This window comes from Labrenzia sp. THAF35 (genome assembly GCF_009363595.1).
In the GTDB taxonomy this organism is placed as follows: domain Bacteria; phylum Pseudomonadota; class Alphaproteobacteria; order Rhizobiales; family Stappiaceae; genus Roseibium; species Roseibium algicola.
Window position 1 is genome coordinate 3806707 of record NZ_CP045380.1, and the last position, 13493, is coordinate 3820199.

The 13493-nt window shown below is 54.1% G+C and carries 15 protein-coding genes and 1 tRNA gene; 8 read left to right on the top strand and 8 right to left on the bottom strand.

The features are described 5' to 3' along the window. Positions 1-130 precede the first annotated feature (130 nt). Complete coding sequence (radC, locus tag FIU93_RS17440) at positions 131-844, bottom strand: DNA repair protein RadC (RefSeq protein ID WP_023001048.1); 714 nt, start codon at positions 842-844, stop codon at positions 131-133. 66 nt (positions 845-910) lie between these two features. Next, positions 911-1741, bottom strand: a complete 831-nt coding sequence (map, locus tag FIU93_RS17445) for a type I methionyl aminopeptidase (protein ID WP_023001049.1) — start codon at positions 1739-1741, stop codon at positions 911-913. A gap of 226 nt (positions 1742-1967) precedes the next feature. On the opposite strand from map, the gene FIU93_RS17450 reads away from it, so the two are divergent. From FIU93_RS17450 to FIU93_RS17460, 3 genes are all read left to right on the top strand, one after another. Further along, positions 1968-2038, top strand: a tRNA-Leu gene (locus tag FIU93_RS17450). A 113-nt stretch (positions 2039-2151) separates the two neighbouring features. Beyond that, positions 2152-3354, top strand: coding sequence for a site-specific integrase (locus FIU93_RS17455; protein ID WP_152506302.1), 1203 nt, complete (start codon positions 2152-2154; stop codon positions 3352-3354). Positions 3355-3550: 196 nt separating this feature from the next. After that, positions 3551-3766 carry a hypothetical protein gene (locus FIU93_RS17460; RefSeq protein ID WP_152506303.1) on the top strand — a complete coding sequence of 72 codons (216 nt, stop codon included), beginning with the start codon at positions 3551-3553 and terminating at the stop codon, positions 3764-3766. 220 nt (positions 3767-3986) lie between these two features. Here FIU93_RS17460 and FIU93_RS17465 read toward each other — a convergent pair whose 3' ends face one another. From FIU93_RS17465 to FIU93_RS17480, 4 genes are all read right to left on the bottom strand, one after another. After that, positions 3987-4325, bottom strand: a complete 339-nt coding sequence (locus tag FIU93_RS17465) for a type II toxin-antitoxin system RelE/ParE family toxin (protein WP_173017349.1) — start codon at positions 4323-4325, stop codon at positions 3987-3989. Next, positions 4325-4567 carry a type II toxin-antitoxin system ParD family antitoxin gene (locus FIU93_RS17470; RefSeq protein ID WP_152506305.1) on the bottom strand — a complete coding sequence of 81 codons (243 nt, stop codon included), beginning with the start codon at positions 4565-4567 and terminating at the stop codon, positions 4325-4327. Before FIU93_RS17470 ends, FIU93_RS17465 begins: the two co-directional genes overlap by 1 nt. 481 nt (positions 4568-5048) lie before the next feature. Beyond that, positions 5049-5999: a M48 family metalloprotease gene (locus FIU93_RS17475; protein WP_152506306.1), complete on the bottom strand. Its 951-nt coding sequence runs from the start codon at positions 5997-5999 to the stop codon at positions 5049-5051. Next, positions 5996-7600, bottom strand: a complete 1605-nt coding sequence (locus FIU93_RS17480; protein ID WP_173017350.1) for a type IV secretory system conjugative DNA transfer family protein — start codon at positions 7598-7600, stop codon at positions 5996-5998. The genes FIU93_RS17475 and FIU93_RS17480 overlap by 4 nt, the downstream gene beginning before the upstream one ends. Positions 7601-7892: 292 nt before the next feature. On the opposite strand from FIU93_RS17480, the gene FIU93_RS17485 reads away from it, so the two are divergent. Next, complete coding sequence (locus FIU93_RS17485) at positions 7893-9266, top strand: MobA/MobL family protein (RefSeq protein ID WP_152506308.1); 1374 nt, start codon at positions 7893-7895, stop codon at positions 9264-9266. Here FIU93_RS17485 and FIU93_RS17490 read toward each other — a convergent pair. After that, complete coding sequence (locus FIU93_RS17490; protein ID WP_152506309.1) at positions 9263-9841, bottom strand: Fic family protein; 579 nt, start codon at positions 9839-9841, stop codon at positions 9263-9265. The two genes, FIU93_RS17485 and FIU93_RS17490, sit on opposite strands and share 4 nt — an antisense overlap. Positions 9842-9843: 2 nt before the next feature. Next, positions 9844-10056 (bottom strand): hypothetical protein, encoded by a 213-nt coding sequence (locus FIU93_RS17495; protein ID WP_152506310.1) that lies wholly within the window; start codon positions 10054-10056, stop codon positions 9844-9846. Between the two features lie 359 nt (positions 10057-10415). Between FIU93_RS17495 and FIU93_RS17500 the strand changes: the two genes are divergently transcribed. From FIU93_RS17500 to FIU93_RS17515, 4 genes are all read left to right on the top strand, one after another. After that, positions 10416-10622 (top strand): hypothetical protein, encoded by a 207-nt coding sequence (locus FIU93_RS17500; RefSeq protein ID WP_152506311.1) that lies wholly within the window; start codon positions 10416-10418, stop codon positions 10620-10622. Next, positions 10619-11134 (top strand): antirestriction protein ArdA, encoded by a 516-nt coding sequence (locus FIU93_RS17505; protein WP_152506312.1) that lies wholly within the window; start codon positions 10619-10621, stop codon positions 11132-11134. The genes FIU93_RS17500 and FIU93_RS17505 overlap by 4 nt, the downstream gene beginning before the upstream one ends. Before the next feature lie 4 nt (positions 11135-11138). Further along, positions 11139-11549: a hypothetical protein gene (locus FIU93_RS17510; RefSeq protein ID WP_152506313.1), complete on the top strand. Its 411-nt coding sequence runs from the start codon at positions 11139-11141 to the stop codon at positions 11547-11549. 291 nt (positions 11550-11840) lie between these two features. Next, positions 11841-13370: a hypothetical protein gene (locus FIU93_RS17515; protein WP_152506314.1), complete on the top strand. Its 1530-nt coding sequence runs from the start codon at positions 11841-11843 to the stop codon at positions 13368-13370. The last annotated feature ends 123 nt before the right edge of the window (positions 13371-13493 follow it).

Sequence of the window (13493 nt, forward strand, 5' to 3'; positions counted from 1 at the left end):
TTAAGGAATGCCGCAAATTCTAAGTAAATTAAGGGTAAAGTCTCGAAACTCCCGATCCGGTTTTGCAAACAGTCTTAAAGAGCTTAGCTGTACGGGCCCCAAGACTTGGCCTGCCGGTTGCTCGAACAGCTCAAATCAGCTGTAAGCTGCGGAAGCTGACGTTTGTACGCAGACCAACGATGATATGGTCATGCACCTCGATCCCGAGTGGGCCGGCAATATCGACGATTTTCTTGGTCATCTGTATGTCGGCGCGTGATGGGGTCGGATCGCCCGACGGGTGATTGTGGACAAGGATCAGGGCCGTTGCCGAAAGCTCCAGGGCACGCCGGATCACTTCGCGCGGATAGACCGGGGTGTGATCAACCGTGCCTGTCTGTTGAACCTCATCTGCGATAAGCGCATTTTTCTTGTCGAGAAACAGGATCCTGAACTGCTCTACCGGGGCCAGCCCCATGGAAACCTGCAGGTAGTCCATGACCTTCTGCCAGCTGTCGAGCACCTGCCGTTTTTCCAGACCGGCCTTGTGAAAGCGGATGACCGATGCATGTACCGCCTGAAGCGCATCTATGCTGATGTCGGACAGCCCCGGAATTTCCTTGAGCCGTTCCCTGGGGGCGGCAAGGGCTGCCGGAAAGGAACCAAAGCGCTGAAGCAGTGCTTTGGCGATCGGCTTTGTATCCTGGCGGGGCAGGGCGGAAAATAACAGGAATTCCAGGAGTTCATAATCGGCGAGACCCTGCTCGCCGGTTTTACGAAATCGTTCCCGCAGCCGCTGGCGGTGTCCCTTGTGGTCGCTGCCGGTTGCGGCCGGTGCTTCACTGGCGGTCGTCGTCTCTTTCATGAGCTCCTGCGTCAGCCGCTGTCAGATGACGGCGCATCGCCGGTAAACGGATCTCAGGCCGAACAATCAGTCCGTCTGCAGGCCCGGCTTGTGGATGCCTTTGGGGGACGTGGTGAAGATCTGGCAACCTTCAGGCGTGATGCCGATGGAATGTTCGAACTGTGCGGACAGGGACCTGTCCCGCGTGACGGCCGTCCAGCCGTCGCTGAGAACCTTCACGTGCGGACGGCCCAGATTGACCATCGGTTCGATGGTGAAGATCATGCCCGGCTTCAGTTCGACGCCTTCGCCAGGACGCCCGTAATGCAGGATGTTGGGGGTGTCGTGGAACAGAAGACCAAGACCGTGCCCGCAGAAATCGCGCACGACCGAACAGCGTTCAGCCTCGACAAAGGTCTGGATGGCAGCACCGATATCACCGGTGGTGTTGCCCGGCTTGGCAGCCTCGATACCGCGCATCAGCGATTCATAGGTCACGTCGATCAGGCGCTCGGCGGCGCGCTTCAACTGGCCGACCGGATACATGCGGCTGGAATCGCCGTGCCATCCGTCCAGAATGAAGGTCACGTCGATGTTGACGATGTCGCCCTCGCGCAGGGCCTTGTCGTTGGGAATGCCGTGACAGACGACATGGTTGATCGACGTACAGGAGGACTTGGTGTAGCCGCGATAGTTCAGCGTCGCCGGAATGGCGTTGTGATCCATGCCGTACTGGTAGACGAAGTCGTCGATTTCCTGGGTGGTCGTGCCCGGTTTGACGATGTCGGCCAGCTCGTCCAGACAGGCAGCTGTCAGCTGTCCGGCGCGCATCATGCCTTCAAAATCTTCAGGGCCGTACAAACGTACCTGACCCGTGTTTTTCAAAGGGGCTTCCGAAGCGTCGATATAGCTGACCATGGGGTTTACCGTGTCTCACAATTATCCGGTGCCATTCTAAGCCCACAAGGCCCCGTTCGGCACCAATTATCCGTTACCTGTTCTCATACCGCCCAAAGCGCCTATTTTCCAGCTTCTGTTCCCGCAAAATCAGGCTGACGGGGAAACTTCCCGCCTATGCGCTGAAAAGCGGCAGTGCCTTCTTGCGCTTTTCGGGCAGGAGAGCTAGGGGAAGGGAAAAGCGGGCGTGGTGGAATTGGTAGACACAAGGGACTTAAAATCCTTCCAGTATCGGTTCGACTCCGATCATGGGCACCATGAATTCAATAACTTAGTCTCTTTTTCGTGATCATTTTCATCCGTATCTGACTTACACATCTGTTACACAGTCTGGTAGAATAAAAGCCGGAAAGTGAGGGTGAGAGTCAAAGATGGAAAAGCACACCATTTTGGGCGGAAAAGTCAGCATCTACCGGCGGGAAAACAGCCGGAAATGGCAATGTTCCACTTACCTCATGGGCAAGAACCGGCGCGTCAGTACGGGAGAGGAAAGCCTTTCTCTGGCCAAGGAGATCGCCGAGGACTGGTTTTTCCGGCTGAAGGCCAAGGAAAAAGGCGGAACGCTTAAGGACGAGCGAACCTTCAAAGAAGCGGCGAAACGCTACCTTGAGGAATACGACGTTGTGACCGGGGGAGCCCGCAACCGGGTTTATGTAGCGGGGAACGAACGCCGCCTGCGGCTTTACCTATTGCCGTTTTTTGGCGAGTTGGGGTTATCGGAAGTGACGTCAGGCAAGGTGCAGGAATATCGTGTCATGCGCCACAACACAGCCTCGGAAGGTAAACCACCCGCGAAGAATACGTTGCATCAGGAGATCGTCACGCTTCGTCAGGTGCTCAAGACGGCCATACGGCACGGCTGGCTCACCCACCTGCCGGATCTGTCTATGCCGTATCGCTCCGCCGAGAAAATTTCTCACAGGGCTTGGTTCTCAGCAGACGAATACAAACAGCTTTACACCGCCACGCGAAAACGTGCCGAACGGCACCGCGATGGGCGGTATCAATGGCATGCTGAACAGCTGCACGATTATGTACTATTTTTGGCCAATACTGGCCTCAGGCCGGACGAAGCCAAACGGCTTCAGGTCCGGGATGTCGAAATCGTCCACGACGAGGAAACCGATGAAACCATCCTGCTCATTCAGGTAAGGGGCAAACGTGGGGTCGGGTACTGTAAGAGCACGCCCAATGCAGTCTTTCCGTTCGAGCGGTTACTGAAACGCAACCTGCCGAATCCGGATGATCCGGTATTTCCGGGTAACCACGTGATTATGTTCAATGCCATTCTGGACGAAGAAAAGCTCAAGTTCGACCGGGAAGGGAATAGGCGAACGGCTTATAGCCTGCGGCACACCTACATCTGCCTGCGTTTAATGGAAGGTGCAGACATCTACCAGATTGCCAAAAACTGCCGGACCAGCGTGGAAATGATCGAGAAGTACTACGCGTCACACATCGCCACCAGCATCAGCGCAGCAGCTGTGAACGTGAAGCGTAAGGCCAAATCGAAGAAACAGATCATCGAGCACGCCAAGCGGAATGCGCACCGGTCGGTTCATTTGGCTGAGTAAGGCTTTTGGATTGGCGAAACCTTCCTAATAAGTGACGAAAATTGCGCACATCGGCATTCCAAGGTTCAATGGGTACCTTTTCACGCGTTCCGAAACTGCCTTTTCATCCGATCATTTATGTATTCACACTGTCAAACTATATGTGGTAGCTTTACAATCTCAAATTGTGAAGTCACTCCAGCTGTGGAGCCAATGCATGAGCGATCTAAAAGAAATATTGTCTCGTCTTTTGGATAAGGAGCAAGAGTTAGAGAATGAGATTTCAGAATTAGAGGATAGGTTGTCGGATGAGGATAACGAATCCGGTGAGGCCTTGCTTGACGATTTAAGAGACCAATTGGAAAAAGTAAGAGAAACCAAAGATGATCTTATGCAGGACATCTTGGATGAGGACACAGATTACGAAGCATAAACCTTGGATAGTAATATAGCCCGCGCAATGAAGATAATCGATGAGCTTCGAAGCTTAGTGCGTGAGCTTGAAGGGTGTAAGGGAAACAATAAGGTTCGCGACGAGGCAATAGATAAACTCATAGTGCTCAAAACCAAGGAATTAGATATTCAAGAGAAAATCATAAGATTCTACAGAAAGAGAGCATTTTCAAAGGCGAAATAGCGTTCTTTGGTTCGAGTTATTTCCCATATTTACTGCTTTTGATGCTCGGCGCCGGATTGTAAGTTTCAAACAATTCTTCGTAGTCGCGAGATTTGTGCAGGACACGCATAATGGCTGTTTCGCCCTGCCACTCCATAAAGAAAACAACATGAGAGCCGTGGGGGAGGCTTCGAATACCGTCCCCGAGTTCGCGACGTAAGCGCCCCATTCGGGGATTGTCACCTATCGTGTTGAAGGCCTCATAAAGATCGTAAACATAGGTCTGAGCCTGTTGCTCGCCCCACTTTTCTTCTGAGAAAATATAGATGTCCTGGATGTCGGTTTCGGCGTCTATTGAAAGGAAGAAATTCCGCACTAAGCCTGCTTTCGTTGCTTGGCTTTGGCAATCACTTCGTCGGCGCTTGCGCGGCTGACCCGACCTGATTTTACGGACTGGACGCCTTGTTGAACATCGCGACGCAGGACTTCCAGCTTCAGATAATGCTCTTCGTGCAGCCGCAAGGCATCACGGACAACTTCGCTGGCATTGTTGTAAGGACCACTGGCAATTTGCTCAGCGACATACTCCTCCAGTTTTTTCCCAAGTGAAAAATTCATGTCAACACCTCCATATTTTCTCTATGAATCTTGACACAAGTAAAAACTATTAGCAACTATTTACATAATATAGCTAGTCGACAGAGAGCCGAACACGCTCGAAAGCGTTGTTCGTTGCAACGAGCGATTTAGAGAAATGCAGGTTTTTTGAAGATTGGTGCGGACGGCGGGACTCGAACCCGCACAGCCTAGGGCCGAGGGATTTTCTTACCAGCTACGGCTTTCGCCGCCGCCTTCCGGCGTTTGTGGTCTGGACTATACCTTCACCGTAGCAAATGCCTTAGGTGCTGCCCGTCTAGTCTCTACACCTTCCTCTTGCGAGGCTTGGCTCGGGATTGCCATCTGACAGGGTTCCCCGAATTTGAGCAGTTCTACATCCGGTGTTTCCACCGGAGCACTCAATTTTGACTTAAGTCCCTTGTGTCTACCGATTCCACCACGTCCGCGTGATGCTTCCTGCTAGCAGAGCGCTCTTTTAATCTCAACTCGAAATTGGCTGAGGCGAAGGCTCCGGCAGTTGCTGTGGTTGTTCCTCGGTGCTTGTCGCTATCAACGAGGCTTCAAGTTTCGCAATGCGAGCATCGAGTGTTGGGTGTGTCGAAAGCCATGTACCAACGCTGGGCGCTGACATCATGACTATTGCCTGGTGATGAGTTTGCGGAGCTATTTCTGATGCCTTCAACTTTTGAAGAACAGCAATCATCGCCTCTGCCGAGGTGAGGCGAGCGGCAATCGCATCAGCTGTAAACTCTCTGTTGCGGGAGAATCTCAGCAGTTCCAACTCGGAAAAGGGTGTGAACACCCATCGGGCTATTTTCTTCAGTCCCCGGAAAATCAGGAAAAACGTTAAAGCATCGCGTATCCCGCAGGCATAGGTCATGCGCGCCATATCCTTACTGGCGATGTGGCCAAGCTCATGTGCCAGCACGGCGTCCATCTGTTCGCGAGAAAGCTTTTCGATGGCTCCCTTGCTGACAGCGATCATCGCATTGTTGGGATTGGTTCCCATTGCAAAAGCATTGATATCGTCGCTTGCGTACCAGCCTACGTAGGCAATCGGAGGTAAGCCGAGCTTCTGTGCCATATCCTGAACCGTTTGTGCCAGTGGATGATCTTTGGTCATGAACATCATGCCAAGCCTACTGGCCGGGGTTCCGGTTTGCCCTATCGTCAGCTCGGTAAACAGCAGTCCACCGACGAAGGCCCAAATTGGGGTGCCAACCAGCACAAAGACGGTTCCCACTCCATAAAACGCGATCACAAGGGGCCCCAGTATGAGCATTGCAACAGGGCCTCCCACTGTCAGAGCGGTAATAGACGCGAGAAACGTGAGGACCAGAGCCCAGACAGCACCCAGTTCAGCTCCGGCGATCATAATCAAGACGGTCGGCCAAACAGGATGGCGGCTAACTTTAATAGGAGTTGGCGTCATTGTGGCTCCTCGACGGTTTGCTGATGAAACCAGGGTGTTAGATCGGTCTGAAGTGGATGGCTGAGATCTCGCAAAAAATGGATGGCCTTACGCCCTTGGGCCGAACCTCGGAGAAAACCAATAACTTCGTCCGGCGTTAGCAATCTTCTGGCCGTCAGATGAAGGTTTTCAGAAATGGAATAACCGGCGGAAGGAGAGGCTCCCGCTGTTGTCGTGCTTGAGATATTCGGAATGTCGTAGGCGATTGTGCGGTCACTGAGATAGGTCGAAATCAGGTCTGCAGTGTAGGGATCGTCCGTGCCAAAAAACGTCTTGGCTTCGACCTGCAGAAATGATTTCCACGTCGTCGGATATTTCTGCTCCAGCGTTGGCAGGTCCTGGAGAAAGAACCACAGGCGCACTCCAGCGCTGGCGTGGGTTCTGAGAGCCGAGACAAATCGTTCATCCGGTGCGAGTGACAGGAACTCATCAAGCACGAACAGGACCGGTGTGTGCGGTTTCTTCGGTGTGAGAACCATCGCATCTAGCGCTGCGGCGAACACCATCCGGACAAAGGTGGAGAAGGGAGTGATCTTCGAGAACGGCAGGACGAGGTAGACGGTTGCCGTTTGGTCTTTGAGCTTCGCAAAGTCAAATCCTGAGCGGCTGGTCGCCTTTCGAAGTCCCGGCGTATCCCAGATGCGTAGATGGGTGTTCAGGCTGTCCAGCACACGGGGTTGTCCCGTATCGCGCGACTTTGTCTGAAAATTTCGGGCGGCATTCCGGATTGAAGGCGGCAAAATCTCGTTGCTCATCGCTTTCAAAAGGCCATGAAACTGCCCATCCAGTGTGGATAGCGCATCACGCAAGGTGCCGAGATTGCGATGACTTGGCGGTGCAAATCGTGCGGAGAATTCTACCGCTGCCGCTAAAAACCCAACTGCCTCGTTTTCGAAGAATTGCTGCTTGTCGTCGTTGGTGCGTGGATAGAGGATCTCGGCTATTTCAAGCGCTGATTGGCTGTCAATCACGCTATCGAGCGGATTGTACGCGTCGGTTTCCGGAATGCCTTCGACCGCAAACGGGTTCAGCACGTAAACAGGACCCATCTGAGATCGCCAGGCAGCGGTGTGCTCGTAAATCTCTCCTTTGGGATCGAGAACCACCGCCGAGCCGCCGTGTGTTCGCAGGTTCGGGATAACCTGCATGGCGCTCTTGCCAGTTCGGGTCGGGGCGACGGTCAGAAGATGGCTTTCGCCGTCCCAATTGATCGGCATGCCATCGAAACGACCAAGATTGAGGGTTCGTCCGCTTGCCTGCCTGAACAGGCCGGCTTGCACAACGTCCTCCCGTGTTGCCCAGCGGGAAGACCCGTGGATGGGCGGCGGATTGCGCCGCATGGCCTCCTGTTTATCCCTGAGGGCGTAAGCCTGTTGCGCTTGTTCCAGAATGGGTCTGGGATCGCGGCCAGCGGCTACAGCCTCTGTCGCCGCCTCAATGGTGATCGGATCAAAGCCTTCCTGTTGAAGTCGGCGTTTGAGATTCCAACTGGCCAGCCCACGACCGAATTTCATTCCGAATTTCGCTCCGGTGGTCACACCTCGCATTTCGTTGCCAAGCATGTCCCCGAGGTCAAACGGGTTCTTCGCCATGAACACCCCCAGTTAGCTCATGGATTGCAATGCGATTATTCGACAACCTTGAAAAGAGTCAACAAATACGTGTAGCTAGTTGTACAGCGCACTTACATGTTGCCCGACCTGTACTACAGGTTGGCCAACATTGCGGCGTTCAGAGCGCGGCGAGGGCTTAAGGCCGCGCTCCAAACGCCGAAGTGCGGCAAGGGGGAATCCCCCTTGCAACCCCCGCGCCGTGCAAACCGGAACGGATTTGGGATAGCAGAGGGTGGTGTGCATGCAGGATGGCAACATCCATTGCCACATTGACAATCTTGCCCGGCGCAACACGGACGGGAACGAACGGATCGCGGTTGCCACAGCAGCCTACAATGCCGGAGAGCGTTTGTGGTCCGAGCGGGAACAGCGGCACGTCGATTTCAAGAACCGCGAAGACGTGGTGTACACGAAGATCCTCCTGCCGGAAGGAGCGCCGCCGTGGGCGGCGCGACGAAACGATCTCTGGAACAGGGTGGACATGACCGCCAAACGGCGCGATGCGCGTTTGGCCAAATCCATTGAAGCGGCCATCACGCGAGATGTCCCCGAGCGGCTGCGTCCTGCCCTGTTGGAGGCCTTCGTCAAACCTTTCGTAGACCTTGGCTGTGTGGCGGACATAGCCATCCACGAAGACGGCACGGACCACAATCCCCATGTCCATATCCTGCTGACAACCCGAGTTCTTGAGGAAGACGGGTTTGGCGGAAAGATCGTCGCGCTGGAACAGCGGGCGTTCGTCAAACAGGTGCGCAAGAACTGGGCGGACCTGACCAACACTATTCTGGAAAAGATCGGATCGGCCCACAGGGTCGATCACCGCAGCTACAAGGCCCGAGGCATAGGGGCGGTACCGACCCGGCATCGCGGCCCTGATCCGATGGAGCGCCGGAACAAGCGTGAACACGCGCGGCGCGTAAGAGGGGAAAAGGAAATGAAGAGTCCCGACAGTTTTGAGGGTCAGCAATACCCTTTGCTTTCGCGTCGGGAGACCTGGCCACCGGAACCGGTGGTGTCTCCCGATATGACGCCCGAGGAGCGGGATGAACATCACCGCTACTGGCAAGACAGGAAACTCGACCGGCTGGAAGCCGCGTCTCTATCTGAACCTGCTTATGAAGCTCCGCGTAGCGGTCCTGAGACCAACAGGAAACCCGCCACGCCCGAACATTCCGAAAAACCCTGGTACGAGCAGGCGCTGGACAATGCTTATGGAGAAATCGGCGACGGGGTGAACAGCACCCGGATTGCCGCTTTCGAGCAGAGCGTCGTTGAGCGTGCCGTCATGCAGGAGTACTCAGATCGAGAGATCGAAGCGCTTCAGGCAGCTGGGAAGATCTCACCGGAGGTGCAACGCATCGCCGGGGATCTCATTCTTAACCAGCGCATGCAGGAAATCCGCGAGCAGGATCAGCGAGAAAAGATGCGCGTCTTGCCGACCGAAGTCCGCGAGAAGATCGAAGCGCTTCGTCCTGACCGACAGGATTATGATCCTGATAGACCCGTCCCCGGACCCAACGGCGAGATGATTTCGCAGCGGGAACGCGACATCGCCTATGAAAGGATGCTCGACGAATATCTGCGCGAAGAATCCGAGCAGGAGCATGAGCGTTAGAGGAGGCGCCGGATCTCGGCAGTTAGCGGTGCAAGCTCACCATCGAAGCTTCGGATCATCGCGTTCAGAAACTCCTCGGGCCGTAAGTTGTCTTCATTCAACTCGAAGCCCGCATTGCGGGCGAGCATGGTGAGGAACACCAGTTGGATGCGTCCGTTTCCTTCGCGAAACGCGTGAATAGCGTTGATTTCCGCAAGGAACCAGGCCGCACTTTCGGCAAATGCATCCTCATCCGCTTCGTTCGCAAGGAACTCGCGATCCGCTAGCTGCTGAAAAAGCCGGTTGGCTTGCTTTTCAATGTATTCGGGATAGCAGAACCAGTTTTGACCCTTACCGGTACGGATTTTTCGGCATTCGCCGGCCCATTCGTAAACGTCCTGGAAAAAATGCCTGTGCAGGGACTTGTAGTGCTTGAAATCGAAATTGCCTTCCGGCAGGTCTTCCTGAGCCCGTGAATCGAACATCAGCTGCTCGAATTCATCGAGTTCGTCCTGGTCCTGAATGTCCGGAATATTCCTGAGGACGTGTGTGCCGGGATAGCAGAGTGGATCTTCGACCGCGTTGTAACGTACCACGTTCAGCCTTTCTTGAAGGCCTTGGTGATCTCACTGCGGTAGGCGTCGCCCTTCAGCCCTTTGGCGGATGCCTTTTGGGTGAGCACTTTTGAAGCCAAACTCATTTTAAGCCCTTCGACTTCAGAAAACTTGGCGGCTTTGTTACTGCCAATCGGTTTTGTTACGAATTGGCCGTTTTTTGCCGACCGCATGCCTGTCTTTTCTACTTTCGCCATACCTGATTCTACCATTTCTGCCGCTTGGTTGCCTACAGATTTATGGCGTCTCGCACCAGTGTTCCTGTCTACCCGATTCCTGAAGAGGGCACGAAGCGTCTTTCTCGCGTGATGGGCGCGGTCAGTGGGCATCGGAGCGTGCGCAGGTGATTTCACAGGGTTTCCCATTCCTTTGAATTCCGTCCCCCCGCTGGCCGGATCAGTCGCCAGACTGGGCCGAGCCGTGCCGCTGTCAAGAGATCTTCCGCCGCAAGCGGTCTCCCGAGAAGATCTCTTGACAGCGTCCCTTGAGGCTCGACCCGAAGCGTCGGCGACCGGCCGCACGGGGTGGCCGGACAAACGAACAAGGGACACCACCAATGGCAAAATCCAATGCACCCAAAGCTCCGACCCACGAAGTTTTCCACGTTGTCGGCGAGAAAGAGAAAGCCCGCTGGACCAAGATCGGGATCGGCTGGAGCCACGCAGACGGCGACGGGTTCAACCTCATCATCAACTACACGCCGCTGGTCCAGGGCCGCACCGTGGTCCGGAAAATCAAGGCCGAACAGGAGCACGCAGCATGAGCGCGGTCCTGACCACCACCGGGGCGAAGGCATCGTACTTCGCCCAGCCTTACAACCTCGGTGCCGTCGGCTTCTATTTCGAGGATCTGGAAGATTATCAGTCTAAAGCCGAAGGACTCCGGGACGACTGCGGGAACCCGGTCGAGGAGTTCGAACTCCAATACATCGATGGCGATCATGCCCGTTTGTTCAGCGCCCTGAACATCTCTCAGGCATACCTCTCCGACTGGTTCGACCTGCTGGACGAGCTTGGTGACGACGAAGACCGCTATCTCATCGCCTGCCATCTGGCCGACATGGGGTACGACATCGGTGAACTGTCCCGGCGCTGGGACGACTATCGCGTCTATCGCGGGACAGCGGGGGATTATGCCGAAGAGATCGTCTCCGAGTGTTACGAGGTCCCCGGCAACCTCGCGTTCTATATCGATTACGAACGGTTGGGTCGTGACATGGTGCTTGGTGGCGACATCACCGAGCTTGAGCACGATCTGATCCTGATCGGAGGGTGACGCTATGGCTGTCACCTTCCAAGGCTACTGGCCGTCACATCCCCGGTATTACTTCCTCGGTGGCCCCATCGTTATGCCGTGCGCGATCAAAGCGCTTGCGACGTCATCGGACTGTCACGGCTATCGTACCAACGAGATTAACGAGGCAAACTGCCTTGCCGAACCGAAACGTTCCTGGACACTTGATGTCATTGAACGGGACGTACTTGCGCAGTTGCGTGCCGATCTATCTCGTTATCGAATGTTGGCACATCGACTGCGTCTTCGTCGGTCTGCGAAAGGTCTGTCAGACACTCTGGTTACCTGCGACGACCTTGATATGTCTCTGAGTATCGTATTCTCGCATGTCTACAACGGGTACGCGCACGTTGTGGCACTTGAAGAGATACGCAACCGTCAACTGACCTTGTTGTGAACCTTGCTCCGGTCCTGAAAGCCGTGGAAGCGGGCATGTGAGCGTTGCTGCTTTCGCGTAAAGCGTGCATCATTACTTGCATGATACACGTGGCCCGCCGCATATCGAGATAACTGAATCGCATCTGGTCTGTTGGATCGCAGAGCGGACGACGTGTCCAACCACAACAATTGAACGTACTTACATACAATGGATAGTGAGCAGACACCAAGTATCGAAAAGGATAAGTCAGAGGACGCATCAATTTCCGAGAAAAGGCCAGTGCCGAAGTGGAAGCAGCGAGCGCGGAAGATGGTTTGGCCGCTTCACGCCCGCTTCCCTAATTCCATCCCCAACCCCTACGGTGAAGATAAGGCCTACGATAGCAAGTGTGATGCGGAAGGAAATGCCAAATCAGCAATTGATGCGGGGGTTTCGCTCAAACTCGGCTGTATCATGGTCAGCGAGATATTTGGCCCGAATGAAATCGAGGCTTTATATGAAGGGCTTGAGAAGATCGGCTGGGACAGAGAAAGAGTGCCGGTGCGCGATGACTCTAACATTGCCTGGCTGAAGAAACAGCGTTTCTACGGAAGCGAAGGGACGATGCCGCTGGGTTGGGTGCATCGCCCCGAAGATGCCAAGAAATATGTTGGCGTAAGATATACAGCCGAATTCCCGAAGGAATTTTCTTCCCTTCTAGTCAACATCTCGCAGCTAACGCCTTCAACTACCTGCTTGAGTGTCGGATTTATTCTCACAGAGGATGCGTCTCTCGAATACGCAAATGCAATAAACGAGCCTGCGAAGACGACTCGCGTTCCCAAAAGACGCTCCAACGCATATTCAATCATGCAGGTCGAGCATGTGAAGGAAGAACGCGTTCGGCACATAAGAGAAAAATACCGGAAGGTCGGCATCTCGTGGCTGTCTAAAAACTTTCCCGGTTTTTTCAGTGAGCATTGTGAGAGCAGCCACTCTCCAACGGTAGAATTTCTGTTGTTGGACGGATTCACGCCATTCGACAAAGACGCAGCGAAAGACCGAGGCTGGGGCCACTGGTCTCGCTTCGTCAACATTGATAATGACTTCGGCAGTTGGACGTCTTCATCTGCGCCATCCTTGAGATTTTCGTTCGATGCTGGACGTCGCGACAACATCCCAAATCATATGACTGTTGCACTTCGCTGGGACGTATTGACCGAAGAGGATCTAAAGATCTACAGCGGCGACTCTTTGGGCAACCGAACCTATTTCGCCACACAACACCTTAATGGCATTATCGCCAAATATGCGCTTGCGAGCTATCTTCGTGAACTATTGCGGAGCTTGAAGGAAACTCGTCAGTCCTTGTCGGTGCGTTCGAAGGCGCGTCCTTCCGCAAGTGAAGTCGAGCAGATTAGTGCCTTCTTTAGGCGATCCATCGGCGTTCCATCTATCGCGCGCGAAGTTCTGGCACTTTCCGAGAACGATGCGTCTTTCCGGTGGAACGCGAGTGGCTTTACGCAGGTAAGTCACTGGGATGAAAAGAAGCCATACGAAATCAAGGAAGGCTTGAAATCGTTTCTTGGTCGGCTCTCGCGGCAGCTTCTGGAAGAAGATCAAGATACTCGTGAATTCCTAAATCAACTTTCATCAGCTATGGGAACCAAGGAAAGCATCGCGGCTCAACGGCGGATGGAGCGGGTTACGAAAATCGCACTGGCTGTAGCAGTGGTTTCCATGATCGTTGCGATTTTCACAGCTATTGACGCAAAGACGTTTCCGGAAGGAACGCCCTTTTCGAAGGTAGTGTGCGGACTCCCAATTTTAGAAAAGTATTTACCTGAGTGTCCCATATAAAAATTGCAACTGCAGGTTTTATTCTATTATAGCAATTTCTGCTTAGGGCTGGAACCTTCCAGAGCCTCCATCGACGTGAATGTCCACTCGTCTGGTTTCATGACCGAAAGCTGACATTCCGGA